19 protein-coding genes are annotated in these 23804 nt (G+C 54.8%); 9 read left to right on the plus strand and 10 right to left on the minus strand.

All coding sequences use genetic code 11. The annotated features are described in order from the left end of the window. Position 1: 1 nt before the first annotated feature. Both CCY01nite_RS19315 and CCY01nite_RS19320 read left to right on the plus strand, forming a co-directional pair. The gene (locus CCY01nite_RS19315; protein ID WP_146865261.1) at positions 2-1654 is read left to right on the plus strand and encodes a DUF4091 domain-containing protein; all 1653 of its coding nucleotides are present in this window, start codon (positions 2-4) and stop codon (positions 1652-1654) included. 1 nt (position 1655) lies between these two features. Continuing rightward, on the plus strand, positions 1656-2648 hold the full coding sequence (locus tag CCY01nite_RS19320; protein WP_146865263.1) for a hypothetical protein: 993 nt from the start codon (positions 1656-1658) through the stop codon (positions 2646-2648). Here CCY01nite_RS19320 and fucP read toward each other — a convergent pair. The 8 genes from fucP to CCY01nite_RS19360 are packed head-to-tail and all read right to left on the minus strand — an operon-like array spanning position 2643 to position 12245. Further along, positions 2643-3911 carry an L-fucose:H+ symporter permease gene (fucP, locus tag CCY01nite_RS19325; RefSeq protein WP_146865265.1) on the minus strand — a complete coding sequence of 423 codons (1269 nt, stop codon included), beginning with the start codon at positions 3909-3911 and terminating at the stop codon, positions 2643-2645. The genes CCY01nite_RS19320 and fucP overlap by 6 nt on opposite strands. 10 nt (positions 3912-3921) lie before the next feature. Then, a complete protein-coding gene (locus CCY01nite_RS19330; protein WP_246129983.1) occupies positions 3922-4779 on the minus strand; it encodes a fumarylacetoacetate hydrolase family protein in 858 nt (285 codons plus the stop codon). Positions 4780-4785: 6 nt separating this feature from the next. Next, a complete protein-coding gene (locus tag CCY01nite_RS19335; protein ID WP_146865267.1) occupies positions 4786-6003 on the minus strand; it encodes a DUF6786 family protein in 1218 nt (405 codons plus the stop codon). A 27-nt stretch (positions 6004-6030) separates the two neighbouring features. After that, entirely contained in the window at positions 6031-7629 is a 1599-nt protein-coding gene (locus tag CCY01nite_RS19340; RefSeq protein WP_146865268.1) for a UxaA family hydrolase, read from the minus strand. Between the two features lie 18 nt (positions 7630-7647). Then, positions 7648-8430, minus strand: coding sequence for an L-fucose dehydrogenase (locus CCY01nite_RS19345; RefSeq protein WP_146865270.1), 783 nt, complete (start codon positions 8428-8430; stop codon positions 7648-7650). A 28-nt stretch (positions 8431-8458) separates the two neighbouring features. Further along, positions 8459-10006: an aldehyde dehydrogenase (NADP(+)) gene (locus CCY01nite_RS19350; RefSeq protein WP_146865272.1), complete on the minus strand. Its 1548-nt coding sequence runs from the start codon at positions 10004-10006 to the stop codon at positions 8459-8461. Between the two features lie 19 nt (positions 10007-10025). Beyond that, positions 10026-11162 (minus strand): glycoside hydrolase family 172 protein, encoded by a 1137-nt coding sequence (locus CCY01nite_RS19355; protein ID WP_146865274.1) that lies wholly within the window; start codon positions 11160-11162, stop codon positions 10026-10028. A gap of 60 nt (positions 11163-11222) precedes the next feature. Further along, positions 11223-12245 (minus strand): LacI family DNA-binding transcriptional regulator, encoded by a 1023-nt coding sequence (locus tag CCY01nite_RS19360; protein ID WP_146865276.1) that lies wholly within the window; start codon positions 12243-12245, stop codon positions 11223-11225. A gap of 242 nt (positions 12246-12487) precedes the next feature. Here CCY01nite_RS19360 and CCY01nite_RS19365 point away from each other — a divergent pair, with 242 nt between their 5' ends. From CCY01nite_RS19365 to CCY01nite_RS19375, 3 genes are all read left to right on the plus strand, one after another. Next, positions 12488-13033 (plus strand): LVIVD repeat-containing protein, encoded by a 546-nt coding sequence (locus tag CCY01nite_RS19365; protein WP_146865278.1) that lies wholly within the window; start codon positions 12488-12490, stop codon positions 13031-13033. Next, on the plus strand, positions 13033-13773 hold the full coding sequence (locus tag CCY01nite_RS19370) for an LVIVD repeat-containing protein (protein ID WP_186831150.1): 741 nt from the start codon (positions 13033-13035) through the stop codon (positions 13771-13773). The genes CCY01nite_RS19365 and CCY01nite_RS19370 overlap by 1 nt, the downstream gene beginning before the upstream one ends. Positions 13774-13839: 66 nt before the next feature. Continuing rightward, on the plus strand, positions 13840-15417 hold the full coding sequence (locus CCY01nite_RS19375) for a sensor histidine kinase (protein WP_146865282.1): 1578 nt from the start codon (positions 13840-13842) through the stop codon (positions 15415-15417). Here CCY01nite_RS19375 and CCY01nite_RS19380 read toward each other — a convergent pair. Together CCY01nite_RS19380 and CCY01nite_RS19385 are read right to left on the minus strand one after the other, a co-directional pair. Continuing rightward, positions 15404-15823 carry a response regulator gene (locus tag CCY01nite_RS19380; RefSeq protein WP_186831151.1) on the minus strand — a complete coding sequence of 140 codons (420 nt, stop codon included), beginning with the start codon at positions 15821-15823 and terminating at the stop codon, positions 15404-15406. The genes CCY01nite_RS19375 and CCY01nite_RS19380 overlap by 14 nt on opposite strands. Before the next feature lie 118 nt (positions 15824-15941). Beyond that, positions 15942-17252: a sulfatase-like hydrolase/transferase gene (locus tag CCY01nite_RS19385; RefSeq protein ID WP_146865285.1), complete on the minus strand. Its 1311-nt coding sequence runs from the start codon at positions 17250-17252 to the stop codon at positions 15942-15944. Between the two features lie 405 nt (positions 17253-17657). Here CCY01nite_RS19385 and CCY01nite_RS19390 point away from each other — a divergent pair, with 405 nt between their 5' ends. From CCY01nite_RS19390 to CCY01nite_RS19405, 4 genes are all read left to right on the plus strand, one after another. Next, positions 17658-18797 (plus strand): glycoside hydrolase family 5 protein, encoded by a 1140-nt coding sequence (locus CCY01nite_RS19390; RefSeq protein WP_146865287.1) that lies wholly within the window; start codon positions 17658-17660, stop codon positions 18795-18797. Positions 18798-19000: 203 nt separating this feature from the next. After that, the gene (locus tag CCY01nite_RS19395; RefSeq protein WP_146865289.1) at positions 19001-20830 is read left to right on the plus strand and encodes a tetratricopeptide repeat-containing sensor histidine kinase; all 1830 of its coding nucleotides are present in this window, start codon (positions 19001-19003) and stop codon (positions 20828-20830) included. After that, on the plus strand, positions 20823-21572 hold the full coding sequence (locus tag CCY01nite_RS19400) for a LytR/AlgR family response regulator transcription factor (protein ID WP_146865291.1): 750 nt from the start codon (positions 20823-20825) through the stop codon (positions 21570-21572). Before CCY01nite_RS19395 ends, CCY01nite_RS19400 begins: the two co-directional genes overlap by 8 nt. Before the next feature lie 78 nt (positions 21573-21650). Next, entirely contained in the window at positions 21651-23792 is a 2142-nt protein-coding gene (locus CCY01nite_RS19405; RefSeq protein WP_146865293.1) for an outer membrane beta-barrel protein, read from the plus strand. Positions 23793-23804 lie beyond the last annotated feature (12 nt).

Genomic DNA, 23804 nt, shown 5'->3' on the forward strand with positions numbered 1-23804 from the left:
TATGCAGTCAAAAATCCTTTTATGCGCACTGTTACTGCTGTCGCTCGCTGCAAAAAGCAACGACGGCATGACGGTGTGGCTCGAAACATCACTGAAGCGGATCTTCCCGCAATCGCCCGCGGGCACGGCGCGGGAACTGGAACTAACAGTAGCAAGGGGAAGCCGTGTATCTTTCCAGGTAGGTTTCCACAGCGACCTGAAAGACCAGGTGCATATTGAATGCAGCATGGCCAACGCAGGCGAGCTGAAGCCCCGCATCCGCTATGTGGGGCTGGTGCCCATGCATCATTTTACAACGGACGTAAGGAAAGAAGAAATGGACGGCATCGGCTACCTTCCGGGGCTGGTGCCGGAACCATTATATCCGCTCACCAAAGTGGAAGCCAATCCCTACGCCAGCCGCTCCTTCTGGGTAACATTGCAGATCCCCGAAGGCATGACGCCCGGCATGCATACGTACGACGTAAAACTGAAATGGAACAAAGGCGAACAAACCCTCCGGCTGAAGCTCGACGTAAGCAAGCTGGTGCTGCAGCCCCGGCGTGATTTCCCCGTCACCCACTGGTGGCGCGGCGAAGCCACGAGCATCTATTACAAGGTAAAAATGTTCGATGAGCAATGGTGGAAACATACGGAAGCGCAGATGAAGAACCTCTGGGAACATGGAACGGACGTAGCTTTCATTCAGCACCTCTTCGAGTTCAAGGTGCTGTTCAAAGAGCCCTGCCAGATGCTGATCGTCAACGAGCCGAGTCCGGGTAAATATACGTTCGACTGGTCCGTGATCAAGCGCTTTACGGACATGTGCCGGAAGATCGGTTTCAAACGGTTCGAATGGGCGCACCTCTGGATGTACTGGGGCGTGGAAACCGCTATGCGCGTGTATACGGTGAAGGACGGGAAGTATGTATTGCTGTGGGACCCTAACCTCGGCGCCTTCTCGGAAAAATATATCAGTTTCCTGAAGCAGTTCCTGCCCGCCTGGCATGACTTCCTGCAAAAAGAAAATCTGCTCGATCATTCCTATTTTCACTTGTCAGACGAGCCCTGGTCCGAGCACGTAGCGAATTACAAAAAAGCGCGGCAGGTGCTGCACGACCTGGCGCCCTGGATGAAAGTAATGGACGCATTAAGCGATATCCGCTATGGAAAAGAACATCTGACGGACATTCCCGTGCCGATCATCAGCTCCGCCGGCGAATATCTCAAAGAAAAAATCCCGCACTGGGTATACTTTTGCACCGGCCCGCGGGACAAGTACCTGAACCGCTTCTTTGACACCCCGCTGCCGAAGATCCGCATGGCGGGGTGGTTGTTTTATCACCTGAAAGCGCAGGGATTTTTGCACTGGGGGTATAACTACTGGCACAAGCTGGATTCGGAAGAAGCTTCAGACCCCTACACCAACGGTTCCGCGCATGCCTACCCCGGCATCCCGGACGGCGATCCTTTCGTGGTATACCCCGGTCCGGACGGCCCCTACGATTCCATCCGCTGGGAAGTGTTCGCGGAATCGCTGCAGGATTATGCCATCCTTCAGTCCGCCGGCATCGATCCGGATGATCCGCTACTCGCATCATTGCGTTCGTATGAAGATTTTCCCAAAACGGCCACGTGGATCGATCAGGCATTGAAACAGGTTTTAAAAAGATAAGATGAGGAGATATTTTTTAGCATTCGGTTTGTTGCTCGTTTTTATGAACAGCCGCGCCCAAAGCGGTTCCTGGCTGCGGCGCGATAGTACGGTGTGGGGCATCCGCAACGGCATCGTGGTGGGGTTCTGGCCCGGCGCCATCGAACCCGTGAAGCAAAATTCCAACGGCGGCCCGCGGGGATTGCTGCGGATAGGATATGAGTACATGGGGATGATCTATCACATCAACTACATCGCCGTAGAACCGGTGGTGAACGGAAAGATGGAATTCAGCGAAATATCGCCATCGTCCGTAGACGGAAAATGGGGAAAGTTCATGTGGCTGGGCGATTCATCCATCACCGATGAAAAGCTTAGCGTCAACGTCTACATGGAAAAATTCGCCAACGGCGCGCATCCTTACCTCCGGCTAAGCATCTGTAAAGACCGCCCGGAAGAGCTTTGCATAGAAGTGTTCCATCATGCGGACAGCCAGCCGATGGAACGTTGCGGCATTACCGCTACCATGGGCAACTATTCGCGGTTAAGAAAATTGTACCTGAAAGATACTGTCATCCATTCCCGCCGCCTGTACGATGGCTATAAAGGAATTGATTTCGTTGAGAAAGAAGCATATGCGGGAGAGCGGATGTTGCGGGATAAAAACGGTGATCTGATCGTATTGGCCACGCCGGATGAATCTTTCTCCGAACTGGCCGCATGGCCGCAGGAAGAGGCTTACATGCGCCGCTGGAACTGGCGTTACCGTCCATTTTACATGCTCACGCAATACTGGAGAAAGGAAAAGCAGCGGGCCGGGCCTTCGCTGCAAGTGCGGGTGAATGGAAGAGCCACCTACTGGAGCGGCGGCAGCAGGGACCCCAGGCATTATATCGCCATCCCCGGCGGGCCTTCTTTTGAGAATTTCGAGTTGCGGGAAAAGTATGTACCCGGACAAAAAATATACTTCGGCATGACCCGCAAACCCATAGCAGAGCTGCTTTCCCCGTTATGAGGAAAGCAGCTTTTTTTCAGTCACTGGCAATGCATGCCGCCAGGCGTAATACAACACCACGGCAAAACATATCATCGGCACGGCATATGCCAGCTGCACATTGTAATAATACGCTACAGCCCCCAGCCCCAGCGGAACCAGCGCTCCCCCCACAATAGACATCACCAGGAAAGCAGAGGCCGTCTTCGTTTCATCACCAAGGTCTTTGATCGCCAGCGAGAAGATCGTCGGGAACATGATCGACATAAAGAACTCCACCATCAGCAGGCAATACACGCCCGTCCTTCCGCCCTGCAATACGCAATAAGCCAGCAGCAGCACGCAGGCCGCGCTGTAATAGATCAGCAGCGTCCGCGGCGCGGTCTTCTGCATGAGGAAGGTGCCCACATACCGCCCGATCATGAAGCAAAGCAGCAGCATGCCCAGGAAGGTAGTGGCGTCCATCTCCGGCATGTCCGCGCTGAAGCCGGCATAACGGATGAAGAAGCTGGAAATGCATACCTGCGCGCCTACATAAGCGAACTGTGCAATAACGCCCCAGCGGAAATGCATGTGCCGGAAAACACGAAGGTTCATGCTGAAGCCGCCGCCATGTTCTTCGTGCACTTTCGGAAAATGCACCAGCCGGAAGGTCAGCGCCACCAGCAGCAGTACGCCCGCGATCACCAGGTAAGGCACCTGCACGGAACGCGCTTCGGACAGCAGGTAGTTGTTGAGCGCTTCCGGGCTCATCGCATTCAGTTGCGCTTCGGAAAACTCTTTGCCGGAAAGGATCACTTTACTTAAAAAGAAGGCGGCCACAAAAGCGCCGAGGCCGTTAAAAGCCTGCGCGAAATTCAGGCGCTGCACAGACGTTTCTTTCGGCCCTATCACCGTGATGTAAGGATTGGCGGCCGTTTCCAGGAAAGTCATGCCCGCCGCCACCAGGAACAACGCGAACAGGAACAGGCCGAAGGAGCGAAGTTCCGCCGCCGGAAAGAACAGGATCGCGCCGCCGGCGGCTATCAGCAGACCGGTGATGATGCCGGTTTTGTAGCTCCATCTGCGCATCACCCAGGCTGCGGGCAGCGCAAAGAAGAAATAACTCACCCAATACGCGGAGTCGATGAAGGCGGACTGGAAATCGTTCAGCTGGCAGGCTTTCCGGAGATGCGGAATGAGCACCGGTATCAGGTTACCGGTCAGCGCCCATAAAAAGAACAGGCTGATGACCAGCACGAAGGTGAGCTTCAGAGTGTTTTTTGTTTCAGTCGTGGAATGCATGGGAGGCGGTTTAGAAAAGTGTCTGAACATTATTGATCAGCGTACCGATGTGATCGATACTGATCTCTACACGGTCGTCATCCTGCAAGGTAAAGCTGTTGTCCGGCACCAGGCAGGTGCCCGTCATCAGGTAGCAGCCGTCCGGGAAGGCGCATCCGCGGAAAAGGAAATCCACCAGCTCCTGGTGGCTGCGCTTCATCTGGCTGATGGGAATGCTGTCCTCATACTGCGCTTCCTCTTTCCGGTAGATCACCATTTTGATCAGCGTGTCCGGCGGTATAGGCGTATCCGTTACCGCCAGGCAGGGGCCGAGGCCGGCGCATTTTTCATAGACTTTCGCCTGCGGCAGGTACAGGGGATTTTCCCCTTCAATGCTGCGCGAGCTCATGTCGTTGCCCACGGTGTATCCTTCAATGGTGCCGTGGCTGCTGATGAAGAGCGTCAGCTCCGGTTCGGGCACGTCCCAGGCGGAATCCTCCCGGATGAACACGATTTGTTGATGCCCCGAAACGCGCTGTGGCGTGGCCTTGAAGAATAGCTCCGGCCTCTCCGCTACGTACACTTTGTCGTAAAACGTAGCGCCGCCGGATACTTCGGATTCTTCCATGCGCGCGGTGCGGCTGCGGAAATAGGTCACGCCCGCCGCCCATACTTCCTGCGTGGAAATAGGCGCCAGCAGGCCGTTTTCAATGGTCTTTTCCGCGGTGTTTTTATCCATTGGCGTTTTTCCGGCCAGGTCGGCGGTGATGCATTTGAACAGGTCTTTCCGGTTCACGAAGCTGTTCCAGTCGGACTGCACGGCGTAGTATTGTTCCTGGTATGCGGCCAGTATGGCGTCTTTTGTTTTATATAGACGGATGATCTGCATGCGGGATTATTTTTTGGTAAGGAATTGTTCGGCTTCTTCCAGCGGCAGCTGCCACAGCTGGCGGGAGAGGGCCTGCAGTGCTTCGCGGTTGCCTTCAAAGTGCATGGTCACCTGCTTGTAGGTGAGCGCTTCGCCGGGCTGAAGCGGGCGGGCGTCTGAAGAGGATTCCACTTCATAGAAAGGGCCCATCTGTGAACCATCGGCGAGCGGACCGTCGTTGTAGCAGTTCACGGCATCGCCTTTGAACGGTTCTTTTTGCTGTTCCCATTTGGAGTTGACGTAGCGGCCCTGCGGCACTACTTCATACAGTAACAGGGTGATGGTGTTGTTTTCCAGGTCTATGCTCCCGGCGCCGGGCTTCGCCACGAGCGGGGAGAGGCCCAGTTTGCCGCGAGCCTTGCCGTCCGCGCGGAAGAGCAGCAGGCTGTCTTTTACCACCAGGTTCTGCGCGGGTATTTTGCCGAAGTAATCGTCCGTGATCAATGAACGCGCATTTTCAATTCCCCTGAACGGCGCTACCACCACTGTTTTATCCGAAGGCTTGAACATGCCGAGCAGCCAGATGCTGATCAGTCCATTTTGTTCCTGCCAGGCGCTGTCGCCCGCATTGGTCACCACGTTTTCCGTTTCATAGGCTACGCTCTGGATGCCTGCCGGTAAAGCGAAATGCAGTTTTTCGGTGATGGCGTTCCGGTCCAGCAGCCGGACCGTTCTGTTGATATCCAGTTTGAAATTGTAGCCGGAATAGTTCTGGATGCTGCCCGCGTAATGATAGGTGACGGCAGTAGGAGATTGCGACTGCACCTGGTAATGCGCGGTATCGATCATGCCCGGCGTTTGCCAGTTATCGAAATCAAAAGGTTTGCCGGGAGGGAAGTACAAAGCGTATTGCCCGCCTTCCGGGCCCAGCCAGAAGCGTTCTTCACCGCCGAATGCATTGATGTGAGGAACCAGCTTGCCGGAAGATACGAGGTCATAATTGATCCAGCCGAAGCTTTTGCCTTCATGGCCGCCGGCCGTGCTGGTCATCACCCGCGCCTGGTAATCGCCCGTCACTACCACGCGGCTGCTGTCGCTTTCGCTTTGCAGCACCACGACGTTTTGCAGGTGTTTTTGCAGGAATGCCACATCTTCCCCGAAGCTGTCCGGCGTTCCCGCTGTTTCTGTTTCCTTGCAGGGCGCCATTACGATGAGCATGCAGCCGGCCATCATTTTTAATCTCATAACTATGGAATTGATGTTGATAAATGGTTATAGCGACACACCTCTTTTCCAGGGGATGAAATCATCCTGTTCCAGCGTTTGTGCTTTTGCGTTATACAGGCCGCTGGCCGTATCAATGACCAGTTCCATAATGTGGTCCGCCGCATCGTGGATGGACTCCTCACCGTTGATGATGGTGCCGGTATCCAGGTCTATGATGTCCTGCATTTTTTGCGCAAGCTTGCTGTTGGTGGCGAGTTTCAGTACCGGCGTAACGGGATTGCCCGTAGGCGTGCCGAGGCCGGTGGTGAACAGTACGATGTTGGCGCCCGCGCCTACTTCCGCCGTGGTGGATTCCACATCACTGCCCGGTGTGCAAAGCAGGGCCAGGCCGGGGCGTTCCACGCGGCCGGGATAATCGATCACGTCCGTAACGGGAGAGGAGCCGCCTTTCTTTGCAGCGCCGGCGGACTTGATCGCATCCGTGATCAGGCCGTCGCGGATATTACCGGCGGAAGGATTGGAATCGAAGCCCGAGCCCACTGCCTCCGCGCGGCTTGCATAGTCCCGCATCAGCTGCGTATAGCGCGCCGCGAGGTCGGTGGTCACGCAACGATCGCTCAGTTCCTGTTCCACACCGCACAGCTCGGGAAATTCAGATAATATCACTGATCCGCCTAAAGCAACGATGATGTCAGACACCCTGCCCACAGCGGGATTCGCGGATATGCCGGAAAACCCGTCCGATCCGCCGCATTCCATGCCGATCGTCAGTTTGCTTAACGGTGCTGGTTGCCGCTCCTGTTGGTTGGCTTTTACCAGTCCTTCAAAAGTCAGCTGCAGCGCCTGTTCCATCAACATTTTTTCAGAACCCACCTTTTGCTGTTCGAGGCAGATCACCGTTCTGTCGAAGCCCGGCACTCTTTTTTCGATCTCTTCTTTCAGCATGTCTACCTGCGCGTTCTGGCATCCGAGGCTGAGCACGGTAGCGCCGGCCACGTTTGGATGCGTGATATATCCCGCCAGCAGGCCGCAAAGCGTGCGCGCGTCATCTTTCGTGCCGCCGCAGCCTAATGTATGGGACAGCAGCTTGATGCCGTCGATATTGGCGAAAGTTCTGCCTTTCAGCGGAGCGGCAACGCCCGGCTGGCTGCCGAGCAGCTGTTGCAGCATTTCTTCATAAGGATTGTGCTTGCGGTATCCCAGCTCGTTCACAAGCACTTTATGCAGGGTCTGCACGTTGCGGTTTTCGCAAAAGACCAGCGGAATGATCACCCAGTAATTACCGGTGCCAACGCGCCCGTCGCTGCGGTGATAACCCATGAAAGTGCGGTCTTTCCAGCGCGTTACGTCTGGCACGTCCCAGCCGGTATGCCTTTCTTCCTTTACAGAAAAGCTGCCCGAAGCATGACGGATGTTTTGGGTGGTGATCAGTTCGCCGGCCGCGAGGTCTTCATTCGCGATGCCCACCAGCACGCCGTACATGATAATGGGACTGCCTTTGGCGATGAACGTTTCCGTCAGCTTGTGCTTGGCCGCCACGTCACGGAGGGCGGTGATGCCTTCCACCGTGGTTCCCGCGGGAATGTCCTGCAGGGCCACCCACACATTGTCTTTAGGATGGATCTTTAATATTTGTTGACGCATGATGTAATTGAGTTGATGTTATTTCAGTGCCCTGTCAAGATGCACATATCCGCCGTCCACATGGATCAGCTGCCCCGTGGTGTGGCTGGATTTGCCCGAGAGCAGGAAGGCCGCCATCTGCGCGATCTCTTCCGGCGTGGTCATCCGTTTTTCCAGCGGAATGCCCGCCACAATGCCCGCCAGTTTGGCTTCCTTGTCCTCGAAGGTGTTGATCCAGCTTTCATACAAAGGCGTCCACGATTCCGCCACGATGATGGCGTTCACACGGATGCTGTAGGGCAGCAGCTCCACCGCCCATTCGCGCGTCAGCGCATTTCTGCCGCCGTTCGCCGCTGCATAGGCGGAGGTATTGCCCTGGCCGGTTTCCGCGGTTTTGGAGCTGATATTGACGATCGCGCCTTTGCTCTTTTTCAACCAGGGCAGCGCGTGATGCGCAACGAGGTAATAGTGAACGAGGTTGCGGTGCAGGGACAGCATGAAGTTTTCATAAGAGCCGGCTTCCAGTCCTATGCCGTCGTTGATACCGGCGTTGTTCACCAGCCCGTCTATCTGTCCGAACTTTTCCGCGACCGCTTTCACCGCCTGCGCGCATTCTTCGGGATGCGTCAGCTCGGCGGGCACCTGCCAGCCTTTGCCGCCGGCTCTTTCAATATGGGCCAGGTGTTGCCGGTTATCTTCTTCATTTCTGCCGATGATGACGGGGAAAGCGCCCTCCTGTGCAAGCACTTCCGAAATGGCTGCTCCAATCCCCTTGGCGCCTCCTGTTACAATGATGATCTTGTCTTTTAAACCCAGGTCCATAAACTGTTTTGTGTTTTAGAAAAGTAGATTAACAGGCGTCCTTCGAAAAGTTTCCGTTCAGCAGCCGCCATATGCCCATGGGATTTTCGTCCTGCAGCTCCGGTGGTAAAAGGTATGCGGGGAAGTCCTGGAAGCAGACCGGGCGGCAGAAGCGGTAGATGGCCGCGGTGCCCACGGAAGTGCCCGCGGCCGGTGTGGTAGCGGGCCAGGGGCCGCCATGCACCATGGCATGATTAACGGCAACGCCTGTAGGAAAACCGTTGATGATGATCCTTCCCGCTTTTTCCCGCAGGATGTTGATCAGCTCCGCGTGTTCGCGCAGGTCTTCTTCCGTGCCGTGAACGGTGGCGGTCAGCTGGCCTTCCAGCCCGTTCGCCAGCTTGTACAGTTCTTCTTTGCTGTCCGCGCGGATATGCAGGGACGAGGGGCCGAACACTTCATGGCAGAGGGAAGGATCTTCCAGCGCCTGCGCGGCGCTCACCTGTAAAAGATAAGGCGTAGCCTGCTGCCCCTTGTCCGCCGCCTTTCCGAGCAGCTGCGCGCCCGCCTGCTGCAGTCCGCTGATGCCGCTGTTATAGGCAGTCAGTATGCTTGGCGTGAGCATGAAACCGCCCGTCATGTTACCGATGCCGTTTTGCAGCGCGGTGATGAACGTATTGTCCTCCGCGGGGGCAACGAACACGCCGGGGTTGGTGCAGAATTGTCCTACGCCCATGGTGAGCGATTGCAGGAACTGTGTGGCCAGGGCTTCCCCTTTTTCTTTCAGGATGCCGGGCAGGAAGAACACCGGGTTCACGCTGCCCATTTCCGCGTACACAGGTATCGGCACTGCTCTTCGTGTAGCCGTTTCATATAGCGCCTTTCCGCCGCGGAACGAGCCCGTAAATGCGATGGCGGACAAGCGGGGATGAACGGCCAGCTGCTGTCCTGTTTCCACCGTGGCGCCATGCAGGAGGGAGAATACGCCTTCCGGCATGCCGGTGTTGTTGGCGGCCGTGCGGATCACGCCGGCCACGAGGTGAGAGGTATGCGGATGCGCGGGGTGCGCTTTGAACACCACGGTGCAACCGGCCGCCAGCGCGGCCGCGGTATCACCGCCGGCAACAGAGAACGCCAGCGGAAAATTGCTTGCACCGAAAATACCGATGACACCCACCGGTATCTGCATTTGCCTGACATCCGGCGTAGCTTTATCGATGCGCGCATTCACCCAGGAACCTTCTGTGATCAGGTTGGCGAACAGGCGCAATTGTCCCGTTGTGCGGTCCCGCTCACCATGCAGCCGCGCCAGCGGTAGCCCGCTTTCCGCGGATGCCGTTTGCGGCAGCTCATCGCCGAGGGCGGCAATGCCGTCCGCAATGGCCAGCAGGAAAGCGGCGCGTTGTTTCGCCGGTACTTTTTTATATTGCTCAAATGCCTGCGCGGCGAGGTTCACCGCCTGATCGATCTCTCCGGGCGTAGCTTCGCGAAATGTCTGCGGCAGCCATTCCTGCCGCTGCGGATCAAATGCCTGAAAGGTATGATCGCCCTCGGCGCTGAAGCTGTTGCCAATGATCTGTGATCCTGTATGATTCATCCGTTAATGTTTATTTTATTTAGTTCACTTCCAGTTCGTCTTTCGGCTGCAGTTTGGGGAAAGGCGCATGCGGTTCCCGCTGGTACCAGAACACCACGCTGCTGATGTCCGACTGCTGCGGCAAATAACGCCCGCCGCTGCGCCAGCCGAGGTCCTGTATCGTGATCTTCAGTTCTTTTTCAAAACGTACCGGGTCCATCACATGCCACCTGTACAGGCCAAAGCGTTGTTGTGATTTATAAAGGCCATCGGGACGGATCACCTGGTGCAAACCGGCGTATGGTGTGGAGAATTCCTGGTATTTGCCCTTGTTGTCAAAATTGTAGGAGCCGCAGAAATAGTCTTCCGTGCCCGTGCCGCAGATAGTGGGGAATTTGGTATCGCCGTCCATGAAGAACTTGATCTCGCCTTCGCCCCACCAGCCGTTATTGTTCACGCCCCATGCCATATAAGTGCCTACGTACTGGCCTTTACCTTTCACGCCGTCTATCATGGTGAATTCACCGCCTTTCACGGGATTGTTGCGGCGGAATTGCGCATGGAAATAGCCCGCGTCTTCTGGTACCTGGGTGAGCGTGTAGTCCACCTGGTAGTACAGCGTCATGCGTTCGGTGTTGATGTTTTCCATGGTGATCTTGCATTTCTTGCGGAAAGGCATGGTCCAGTAGCAGTTGAAGGCGCTGCCGGGGTTTACGGTCACCGCGAGGGAATTCATTTGCGCATATTCGCCCCATCCCATGCCGAAGAAATCGCCTACCGGCACTTCCACGGAAGGAGTGGTTTCATCGTCCCAGTAAAAACGGATAATGGAATAACGCCAGTTGCCGGTGGGTGTCATCCAGATGTGCTGGATCGCGCCGGGGCCGGTGATCTCGGCGAGCACCGTGGTCTGGCCCGGTTCAATGTGGATGTAAGGATTTACTTTCCAGCCCTGGCCGAGGTCCCTGGCGGCATTGCGGGCAGTGCCCTGTTCGAGTGTGGCCATGCCGCCTTTGCCGGGTTCGCCGGTGCGGTTCTCCGGACTGATAGAGCGGGTCTTGGCGTCGGAAAGACGATGGAGGTTGCCCATGTTCATTTCCAGCCCGTTAAAAGGTTGTTGCGCGGATGCGGCCAGGCCGAGGCAGGCCGCCAGTGAGATCAGGAACAGTTTTTTCATACGGTGTTATAATTTGTGGTGGTTATATTGCTTTATCGATTAAGCGTTTATGCATAACGGTTACGGATTGCCGCAGGACTTTCTGATCACCAGTTCTGTATCGATGCAAACCAGCTCAGCAGGTTTATCAGCGTCTTTTATTTGGTCCAGCAGTACGCGCACGGCGGCTTTTCCCATGTCCAGGATGGGCTGCCGCACGTAAGTGACCGGTGAATAGAAAAGGTCGAATGCTTCGCTTTCGTCGAAGCTCACCACGGCAAGGTCTTCCGGCACACGCAATCCCAGCTCGTTGATATATTTCAGTCCCTCTATGGCAAGGCTGTTCGTGGCGAAGAACACGGCATCCGCGGGTTTGCGGCCCTGCAGCAGCTGGTCTACCGCCAGCCGGATATCTTCCTTCAGGTGGGAGTACCGCGCGAGCTTCATCCCGCTGGTCTTTGAGAGCTTGTCATGATCGCTCAGCGCTTCTGTGTATCCGCGCTTCCGTTCGTTGATATGATGCAGTGCCGTTTTGTAAGCCACCATGCCGATCTGTTTGTGCCCTGTTTTGATCAGGTGGGAAACGGCGTTGTAAGCGGATTCATAATTGTTGATGCAGATGTGGCTGGCGGAAATGCCGGGAAAATAACGGTCTATCAGCACAAAGGGCACGTTCTGCTTTTTGAGCTGTTTGATCTGCTGCTCCGAGCCCTCCGTGGGAATCAATATCAGCCCGTCCACCTGCCTGTTGAGCAATACATTAATAAGGTCACCCGCCTTATCCGCATTCTCGTCGGAACTGCCAAAGATCACCGTGTAATTGTTGCGCTTGGCTTCGTCTTCAATGGTGCGGGCAATATTGGCAAAGAAAGGGTTGGAAATGTCCGCCACAATGAGGCCGATGGTATCCGAGCGGCCGCTTTTCAGGCTGCGCGCAATGTGATTGGGCTGATAATTGAGCTTGCGGGCTATTTTCCGGATCTTTTTGGCCATTTCCTGCCCGACCCTTGCTTTCTCTTCCTTGTTGGTAAGCACGTAGGATACGAGCGCAACGGACACGCCGGCTTCCTGGGCAATATCTTTCAGCGAGACCTTTTTCTTCATAGGTTAAAAATATGCTTAAACGTTTAAGTAAACAAATTTCGGGGAAAAATAATTACGATCGAAGGAAACAAGCCGCTTGCCATCCGGTATTATGAAAAATCCCTGGTGTTGAATCCCGCGAACCACCATGCGGTGAATCAGCTGAAAAAACTGAGGCAGCCATAGATTAACTTTCTGACCGCATGTAACTTTCCTCCGGGCGGTGCGTTTTACCCTTGATTCCCCAACTAAAACGCCCGACTATGAAGATAACTGTACACTGTCTGATCCTGGGATGCCTGTTACTCACCGGATGCTGGTGGGACCCCGTTGACCGCCCCTTGAGCTACAATGTTGGCATTGTAGACGCATACGTTCCGGTATACGCGCAGGAAGGCGACGCCGAACTGGAAATCGCCGTGCTGGCTTCCCGGCAAACGGATTCCGCCGGCAAAATATTCGCCATCGGCGAAAAGCTCTTCCAGGTGGAACAAGGCAAAGGCATCCACATCATTGATTATTCCGACAAAAGAAATCCAAAGAAGCTGTCATTTCTGCAAATCCCCGGATGCCAGGAAGTAGCGGTGAAAGGACAGCACCTGTACACCAACAGTTTTGAAGACCTGGTGGTGCTGGACCTTGCCACCTACCCGGACGTTCAGGTCACAGCACGGGAGCCGGGCGTGTTCCCGGAACTGTCCACCAGCTTTCCTCCCCAATGGGGTTATTATGAATGCCCGGACCCCGCCAAAGGCAGGGTGATCGGATGGGAAATAAAAAGGATCGAAAACCCTAAATGCTACTACTGATGAGAACTGTATTATATTTTATACTGTCCGCCTTCCTGCTACTGCCGGCCGCCTGCAGCAAAGAGTCCAAAAGCACACAGCAACCCACGGGAAAAGGCGGCTCCATGGCGCGTTTCGCACTGGCGGGCAACTACCTGTACGTAGTGAATACAACATGGCTGCACGTGTATGATGTCAGCGAAAACGGCCAGCCCGTCATAAAGAACAAAGTGAATGCAGGATGGAATATCGAAACAATATTCGCATACGATAACAAGCTCTTTCTCGGATCATCCAGTGCGCTGTATATCTTCAGTCTGAACGATCCGGTGACGCCCGTATGGGAAAGCGGCGTTACGCATTTACGCAGCTGCGACCCGGTTGTGACGCAAGGCAATACCGCATTCGTTACGCTGCGCGGCGGCAGTACCTGCGGCGGCACTACCAATGCGCTGATGGTGTATGACGTAACGGATATCAAAGCACCGGCGCTGAAGGCCAGTATTCCCATGAAAGGCCCTTACGGACTGGGCGTGCAGGACAGTGCGCTGTACGTATGCGATGGCGCGGACGGTCTGACCGTTTTCGATATAAAATCACCGCATGCTCCCCGGAAACTGCAAACCATTGAAGGTGGCGATATGTACATTGACGTGATCCCCTACAACGGTGTGCTGATCGCATATGTCAGGAACGGCGTCCGTTTTTTTGACATCAGCAAACCGCAGGAACCGGTGCTGCTGTCCGCGTTGATGGATTGATGCTGCATCCGCGGCCGGCAAACTTTACCTGATATTTGGTAACTTGTATCCCATACAGGTACTAACATGAAATCAGATCTGGCGAGCAACAGCAGTGAAAAAGCAATACAACAGCAGGAAGAGATCAGCCGGCAGCTATTGAGCAGTTTGCCGGCTGCGGTATATACAACAGATGCGGAGGGATATATCACGTCATTCAATAAAGCAGCCGCAACCCTCTGGGGCCGGGAGCCGGAAACAGGCAAAGACCGCTGGTGCGGCTTCCTGAAAACTTACCGGATGGACGGTTCCCCGCTTCCCCCCGAAGCCAGCCCCATGGCCATCGCCCTCAAAGAAAAACGCCCGGTCCACGGAGAGCAGATCATCATCGAACGGCCCGATGGCGTCAGGCGGCATGTGCGGCCATTCCCTACACCCGTCTTTGACGGCGAAGGCAGGATGATCGGCGCGGTGAACATGCTCATTGATTTTACGCAAACGGCGGAAGTGCACCACCGGAATGAAGCGCTCATACGAAGCGAAGAACAGTATCACAAGATGATCGAAGAGGTGGAAGACTATGCCATCCTGCTGATGGACAGGGAAGGGATCATCCTGAACTGGAACAGGGGGGCGGAAAAGATAAAAGGATACCGGGAAGAGGAGATCGTGGGAAAGCACTTCAGGACCTTTTACCGGCCGGACGACCGGGAAAAGGGCTTGCCGGAGCTGCTCATTGCCCGCGCTATCAGCGAAGGCAAAGCCACGCATGAGGGCTGGAGGATCAGGAAAGATGGAACGGCTTTTTGGGGAAGCATTGTGATAACGGCCCTGCATGACAGGGAAAACAATATCATCGGGTTCTCCAAGGTAACGCGCGATCTTACCGAAAAGAAGAACGCGGAAGACCGGATCACGCAATATGCGAACGAGCTGGAAGCGCAGAACCGGGAGCTGCAGCAATTCGCTTATGCGGCGGCGCATGACATGAAAGAGCCGCTGAGAAAAGTACTTTTCTATACTTCCGCCATACTGGAAAAATTGCAGGGCCAGCTGCCGGACAGGGAGATGAACTACCTGAAGCTGGCGGCAGAGGCGTCCCGGCGCATGCAGGGGCTGATCGATGATCTGCTCGTCTATACGAAAAGCGCATCCTCCGCTGCCGTATTCGAAGAAGTAGACCTCGCCGCGGTGACGGAAGAGCTCAAAGCTTTTTACCAGGATACGATCGACAGGACCGGCGCTGTCATACAGGGGGGCCCGCTTCCTGTTATATGGGCCATTCCTTTCCAGGTCAGGCAGCTGCTGGAGAACCTCTTCGGCAACGCGCTTAAATATTGCCGTCACGACCGAACACCCGTCATCCAGATCAGCTACGGCCAGGTTGCCCGCGATGCCGTCAGGGAGCTGGCGGCTTCTGAATACGATCTCTTTCACAGGATCACGGTAAAAGATAACGGGATCGGGTTTGAGCCGGGTTATGCGGAGAAGATATTCGAAATGTTCGAGCGGCTGCACGGGAGGGACAACTATCCGGGCACGGGCATCGGGCTGGCGTTATGCAGGAAAATTGTTCAGAACCATAAAGGCTGGATAAAGGCCGAAGGCCATCCGGGCGAAGGCGCGGAATTTTTTATTTATCTGCCGGTGATCAATGCCGGGTAGCACCGCCGCGGATCTCGAACAACTGCCGCACCAGCTGGTCCAGCTCGGCCTGTGAAACAGGTTTGGAAAAATACCGGTCAGCCCCGTTGTCCATACACAGCCTGATATGCTCCGGCTGCCGGGAAGTGCTCCAGACTACTTTGGGGATCGACTTGTAAAGGGGATGATCGCCGATCTGGCTTAATACATCTACTGCATTCAGTACGGGCATTTTATAATCGAGGACGATCAGCGACGGAAGGTCGCCGGATGGGCAGCCGGCCAGGTAATTCAATGCTTCTTGTCCGTTCCATACGCATTGTATGGTCATTTCGGGGTGGACAGATAAGATCGCTTCCTTCAGGATTTCCTGATCTTCCATATCATCGTCAGCCAACAAAATATATTTATCCTTCTCAACAGTCATTTCACATCCGGGTTTTGACAGCATTAGCCAGAACATGCAAATTAGGCTTATTCTGCTGAATTTCCGGTAAAGGGCTACGGATAGTAAGGCCGCCCGCGCTGGACGGCCTTATTAATTTTTACAGCGATGCATATTCCTTTAACAGCAGTTGCAATTCCTTCACTTTATCCGGATACCGCTTTGCCACGTTATGCTTTTCCGAGGGGTCGTTGGAGAGGTTGAACAACTCTGTTTCCGACGGCGCCGCTTTCGCGATCCGCAGCTTCCAGTCCCCATGGCGCACTGCTTCCAGCAAGCCGCCGGCATTCAGGTAATACAACACCCTTTCCGGCATGGACGGCTGTTTGCCGGTGATGTGGTTCCACATGCTGATGCCATTGATATTGCCGGGCAGCGGCGGCGTATAGCCGGTGGCGGTAGCAAGGGTGGGCAGCATGTCGTTCATGATGCAGGGAACATTTGAAAAGCTGCCTGCCGGGATGTGACCGGGCCACCATGCGAGGAAGGGCACGCGGTGCCCGCCTTCGTAAGTATTGGCCTTGCCTCCCCGGAAGGGACCGGTGGAGCCGTGGTCCCAGGGCTTTACAATATCGCGCCCGAACATCCGGTCCGGCATATTGTTCCAGGGGCCGTTGTCGCTGGAGAAAAGTACGATCGTGTTTTTATCCAGCTGCTGCAATATCCTGCCCACGCAATCATCTATTTCTTCTATCACATCTCCGTACACCCCCGCGGCGGAATGCCCTTTCCATGCCGCGCCCGCGGCTACCGGCGCATGCGGCATCGGGAAGGGAAGGTACAGGAAGAAAGGCGCATCCTGGCGGCCGGCGCGCCGGATATACGCAATGGCGCTGTCTGTGTAGAGCTGCATCAGCTTGCTGTGGTCGGGCTTTTCAATCACACGTTCATGGTCCCGGAATACTGCCAGTACGGTATCTGTTTGTACGAACGGGTCCTGGAAATCGTGGCTGTACAGCATGCCGAAGAAATGATCGAAGCCGTGGGAGAGCGGCCTGGTACCCGGCTGGTCGCCCAGATGCCATTTGCCGATGATCATGGTCTGGTAGCCGTTGGCGCGGAACATTTTGCCAAGGCTGAAAATGCTGTCCGCCAGCCCGTTTTTCGAGCCGGGACCAACCACGCGCCCCAGCTTCACCTTATCCGCATAGCGGCCGGTGAGCAGCGAGGCCCTGGTGGGCGTGCAGGCGGGCGAAGGGTCCATGAAAGCCCCGCTCCTGAATCCATCCCGCGCCATTTTGTCCAGGTGCGGTGTTTTGATCAGCGGGTGGCCGTAGCAACCGAGGTCGCCATAACCCATGTCATCCGTGAGGATGAAGATCACGTTCGGCTTTTTACGTTTTTGGGCATGGGCGTCTGCGATGCTGAAGAAGCATGCGCAGAGCAGGAAATACAATGTTCGTCTGTTCATTCATATGCTGTTTGCATAAACATAGAAAAAAATAGCCCGGAACGCAAGCATGGGCCTAATGTGGTGGCGGCAGAATGCAGCTAAATTCCAATAGTGATAAACCTCTTCTCTGATAATGACCTATTCCTGATCAGCCTTTATCAAACAATATGTAAATCAATGATAAGCTTTAGATAACTCATCTCTTATTGGAATGACTTGTATATAAGTCAGATATAGCTTACATATGGCTCACATACGGGTTATCCTCGAAAGATCGCTATGGGAGAAGGTTTTCAGGGATAAATAAAATACAATTTAAAAATTGTTAATGTGTAAAGCGTTTTCTTTCATTAAGGTCTTAAAAAAGGAGCGCATAGGATTTCGGATTATTTTGCATTAACTTGTTTATTCAGTTATTACACTATGGAACGCCGTTCTTTTATCAAAAATGCAGGATTACTGGCCGCGGGCTGCGGGCTCGGCGCCACCGCCGCAGCATCGTCAACCGTTTTCAGGGCCAATAAGCTCCCCGCCTGGAAAGGATTTAACCTGCTCGATTTCTTTTCGCCCGACCCTTCTAAATCCCGCCGGCCTACGCCGGAAGATCATTTCCGCTGGATGCGCGACTGGGGCTTCAACTTTGTGCGCGTACCGATCGCCTATCCCAATTACCTGGCGATCGACCGCAATAAAAAGATCACGCCCGAAGAAGTGTACAGGATAGATGAAGCCCGCGTGGCGGAGATCGAAAAGCTGGTAACGATGGCCCACCGCTACGGCATGCACGTCAGCCTGAACCTCCACCGCGCGCCGGGATATTGCATCAATGCGGGATTTTACGAACCTTACAACTTGTGGAAAGACCAGGAGGCGCAGGATGCTTTCTGCTTTCACTGGAATTTCTGGGCCAGACGTTTCCGTTCCGTAGCGGCTGCAAAGCTCAGCTTCGACCTGGTGAACGAGCCGGCAATGCGGGAAGACATGAACGATCAGCATTCCCCGTCCTCCGCCGTGCCCGGCGCGGTATACCGCAAAGTAGCCGCGGCGGCGGCAGCCGCCATCCGCAAGGAAAACCCCGCCCGTATCGTTATCGCCGATGGCAACAACGTAGGCAACACCGTTATCCCCGAAATAATCGATCTGGATATCGCGCAAAGCTGCCGCGGATATTACCCCGGCAGGATCTCTCACTACAAGGCCCCCTGGGCGAACAAGGACGTTAACAACCTCCCCGAACCGAAGTGGCCCGGAAAAGTAGGCAATGAACACTACAGCCGGGAAATGTTGGAAAAATATTACCAGCCCTGGATCGATCTGGTGAATAAAGGCGTGGGCGTGCATTGCGGCGAATGCGGCTGCTGGAATAAAACGCCGCATGCTGTTTTCCTCGCCTGGTTCGGTGATGTGCTGGACATACTGGGCAGCCACGGCATCGGCTTCGGGCTGTGGGAATTCAGCGGCGATTTTGGCGTGCTCAATTCCCGCCGCGCGGATGTGCAGTATGAGAACTGGTATGGGCAGCAGCTGGACAAAAAGCTGCTGGAGCTGTTGCGGCGCTCCTAGACCGTATCCGGCCCGCTGCAATGCCGCGGCACGAAAGCCGCACCGCCGCAGCAGGAAAGCTGCATTGCCGCAGCAGGAAAGCCGCCCCGCCCCCGAAATGATCACCGGTCCCGCCAGCCGCTCACCCGATCCTGCAAAGGAATCATCCCCACCGGAGGATTACCCGGATTTTGGTAGTTTTATCCGTCTAACTGGTTTTATTCATGCCGAGATCTGCCTGGTTATTGCTTATTTGTTGTGCTTGCTGCCTGTCGTTGCCCGCCCGCTCCCAAACGGTGGAGCAATGCCGGCGCGCTATCGGGGAAGGGAATAACTTCCTGTGGAAGTTCCTGCCGCTGGATGCCTGGGCGTCTTACCATGAAGCAATGGACATGGCGCTGGCGCTGGATGATGAATATCTTTTTGCGCAGGCCCTGCTGGGCATCGGGCAGGCGGTGTGGTACAATGGCAAGTTCTATGCCGCGGTAGATACCGTGAAGCTCAGCGTAAAGCACTTCCGGCGCGTGGGCGCGCGGGGCGATGAGGGCAGCGCTTTAAGGATACTCAGCAATATCTATGACGATCAGGGCGATTATGAAAATGCATTCAAAACGGTTTCCGAAGCGCTGAAACTTTTCGAAGACGGCAAGAACAATATGAACCATATATTGTCGCTCGTGCAGATGGGCTCGCTTTACCGGAACATGGGCGATTTTGAGACCGCCATGGCATATTACCGGCGCGCGGAATCGTTGAAGCCCTACAAAGGCGAATATCCCTACCGGGAGCTGTATCACCGCATAGGCGAACTGTACGCCGCCATGGGAAAGATCGATGAAGCCCGCGCCGCATATGGCAGATCGCGCATCGGCAACAAGGGCAGCAAGGTGGTCCGCATGCGGTTGGGCGATACCTATCTGCAGGAAAAAAAGTATGACATCGCTTTCCGCTATTACGATTCGGTGTACAGGGAATCCACCCTGCTCACCGATATCAATATCATCATTGGCAGCACACTGGGACTGGGAAAGATCTACCTCGCGCGGAAAGATCTGCCGCATGCGCTGGAAATGGCGCAGACCTCGCTGGACCATTCCTCCCCGCGCGGCGCCCGGCAAAGCAAAAGGGCCGCCCTGAAGCTGCTCTCGGAGATTTACGAGGCCGGGGGAAACGACCGGCAGGCGCTGGAATATTACAAGCAGTATGAAGCACTGACAGACTCCGTGGTATCCGAAACCTTCAAGCGGAAACTGTTCAGCTTCCGGCAGGAAGCGGAAGCCGGCCGGCTGAAAGCGCAGCGCAACATCCTGGTCGCCTGTATCGCCGGCGTGCTGATCGCCTGTATCTTCGTTTTTTCCATCATCCATCTACGGCACAAAAACGAAAAGCTGCACCTGAAGCAAAGGGCCGCGGAGCTGGAAATGAAAGCCCTGCGGGCGCAGATGAACCCTCACTTTATCTTTAACTGCCTCAGCTCCATCAACCACTTCATCCTCAATGAAGAAAACAACAGGGCCTCGCAATACCTCACCCGTTTTTCCAAGCTCATCCGCACCGTGCTGGTGAATGCCGGTAAAACAACCATCACCCTCGAAGAAGAGCTGGCCATGCTGCGCCTTTACCTGAATATGGAGCAGCTGCGGTTCAGGGAAGCATTCGACTATACCATCGAGTTCGACCCGGGCCTGCATCCTTCCATGATCTTCGTACCGTCCTTCATCCTGCAGCCCTTTTGTGAAAACGCCATCTGGCACGGGCTGCTGCATAAAGATGGAAAAGGAAAGCTCGGCATTCATTTCAGTATGAAAAATGATATACTGATATGCAAGATCAGCGACAACGGCATCGGCCGGGAGCGGGCGGCAGCGTTCCGCTCGGGCGCGGTGGAGAAAGGCGCCTCCTTCGGGAACAGGCTCAGCGCCGAAAGGCTGTCGCTTTTCAACGGCGATCTGACCGATACCTCTTTTGTGACGGAAGATATTAAAAACGAAAAAGGCGAAATAACGGGAACAATGGTAATTTTAAAGATACACAACAAACCGGCCGATGATTAACGCGATGATCATAGACGATGAGCATTATGCTTCCCAGGCACTGGTAACACTGCTGAAAAAACATTGTCCCGATGTGACGGTGACCGCCGTCTGCAACAACGCCAAGGAAGCGGTGATGCTCATCCGGGAATTACAACCGCAGCTCGTGTTCCTGGACATTGAAATGCCTTACCTGAACGGATTTGAATTGCTTGAAATGTTAGGCCCCGTTTCGTTCGACTGCATCTTTACCACCAGCTACGATCAGTACGCGATCAAGGCCATCCGCTTCAGTGCGCTGGACTACCTGCTGAAGCCGGTGGACCCGGAAGAGCTGAAAACGGCTGTGGGCCGGGTAACGGGGAAAAGATCGCCTTCCCTGCAGCAGCAGATGGAGCTGTTATTGTCCAGGTTCCAGCAGCCGCAGCCCGCCGTGAACCGCATTGCCTTGCCTACCCTGGAAGGCTTGCAGATCATTCCCGTGAATTCCATCCTGTACTGCTCATCCAGTAGCAACTATACCATCTTCAATTTAACGGATCACCAGAAGCTGATCATTTCCCGCACCCTGAAAGAGATCGAAGAGATGCTGGAAGAGCACCGTTTTCTCCGTGTGCACCATTCTTATCTTGTTAACCTCGATGAAGTGCGCAAATACAACCGGGGAGAGGGCGGCAGCCTGCTGATGAGCGATGGCGCCACGATCGACGTGTCCCGCTCCCGGAAAGAAATGCTGCTGAAAAGGCTGCAACCGGGCAAATGATCCTTCAACGGCTCATTCATCACCGTCAACTGCTCAATCCCGCTTTGCCTGCCTGTTATCCGGCTGTAGTTTCACATTATGAGAACAGCCGCCATCATTCTTCCTGTATGCCTTTGCGTTGTCAGTGCGCGGGAGGCCGCGGCGCAAAAAAAAGACACGGTAAGAACGCTGAAGGAAGTGAATGTATCCGCCCGGCGGCCCATGATCACCCGAAAGGCGGACCGCTATATCATCAACGTGGAGAACAGCATGCTGTCCACCGGCTACTCCGGGCTGGACGTATTGCAGAAGTCCCCCGGCATCTGGGTCAGCCCGGACGGCAGCATCCGCATCACCGGCAACCTCTCCGTGACCGTGATGATCAACGACATCGTGCAGCGCATGTCCGGCCCCGAGCTGGCGGAATACCTGAAATCCTTACGCTCCGAAGACATCAGCAAAATAGAGGTGATCGCCAATCCACCTTCCGAGTACGAAGCCACCTCTTCCGGCGGCATCGTGCATATCATCCTGAAGAAAGCGCGGCAGCAGGGCGTTTCCGGCTCCGTATACGCGCAATACAAGCAGCAGGGCAAAAAGCCCTATGCGGGCGCGGGCTTCTCGGTGGATTACAAGCTGAAAAAATGGTACGCCTTCGGCGGATATAGCTACGTGCGAGATAACAGCGCCTACATCGGTAAAACATCCACCGATTACCCGGATAAAAGCCACATCTACAATTTCAACGACCGCATCAATAACAATACGCGCCGGCAATACCGCGGCGGTGTGGTGTACGATTTTTCTTCCGACCATACGCTGAGCCTGCAGCACAACGGCAATGCCAGCAGGTTATTACAGGGTTTCTATTCCACCCTTACGTATGACCGGCCTGGCGGACAGGTAACGGGCGATGCCAATACGGACTGGCACAGAACACCGAAGTTCAGCAGCACCACGCTCAGCTATGCCTGGAGCATAGACAGTCTGGGCTCTTCGCTGAAAGTGATCGGCGACTACAGTCATGCCGGCAGGCACGAAACCAACACGCTGCTTTCCATATACAGCGATCCGGCGATGGACCGCGGCTTCCGCACCACCACGCCGAGCGCCACGGACATGTACAGCGCGCAGGTGGATTACACCCATGCCATGCAAAAGAAATCCGCTGTCAGAACCGGGTTCAAATACGTGCAGATCAACCGGCACAATACTATCCTGGCGGAAGATGACGCGAATGGCGACTGGATCAAGAACCCCGCGCGCAGTGACGACTTCCGCTATAGCGAGCAGCTCCTGATGTTTTACGGCTCCTTCGAAAAACGCATTCTCCGCACCAGCATCAAGGCAGGGTTGCGGGGAGAACAAACCTATTCCAAAGGCATTTCCATCATATCCGGCGAAGCCATCCGCCGGAATTATTTCGGCTGGTTCCCGTCCCTGTTCGTTGACCACAGCCTGCAGGAAGAAAAAGGAAATTCCATTCACCTGAACTATGCAAGGCGGGTAGGGAGGCCCGCTTATAATGATCTGAATCCCTACCGCCTGCAGGTAAACGATTTTGCAATTTTAACAGGTAACCCCAATTTGCAACCCCAATATACACATAGCATCCAGGCAGGTTATACCTGGCGTCACGAGTACTCGGCAGACCTATATTTTAAATCTACCACTAATTATATAGCGCAAACTGCCCGTACTGTTGAGGAACGCATCATAGAGCACATGTCAAAGAACTTTCCGCGTAATACGGAATTTGGTTTGTCTTTGAGTGCGCCTGTTGCCATTCTCAAAAACTGGCGCGCCGATAACGGCCTGCTGCTATATTATTCTACCGCGGAACTAGATGAGGTACGGATCTCCCGTACCTCGATTTCGCTTAAAACCGCGCATACCTACACCTGGGAAAAGGTAGCGGACATCGACCTGTATGTGGAATACAGTTCTCCATCCACCCGTGCCAACTCAAGACTGTCCGCCATATTTTATACGGATATCGGCATCACCCGCCGGATGTGGAATAACAAAGGCCGGCTGCGCCTGAGCTTTACGGACATCTTCAACACTTTCCGCGAAAGGGAGCTGACGGAATATGAAGGCACGCGCATCGACTTTTACCAGAAACGGCCCACGCGCACGGCCTCGCTTTCATTCGTGTGGAATTTTAAAGCGGGAAAGGAATTTGCAAAGAAGAAGATCGATGCGAACAATTCGGATGAAAAACGAAGGATGGGAAATTGAGTTGTGGGAAAG

The sequence above is a fragment of the Chitinophaga cymbidii genome (assembly GCF_007992715.1).
Lineage (GTDB): Bacteria > Bacteroidota > Bacteroidia > Chitinophagales > Chitinophagaceae > Chitinophaga > Chitinophaga cymbidii.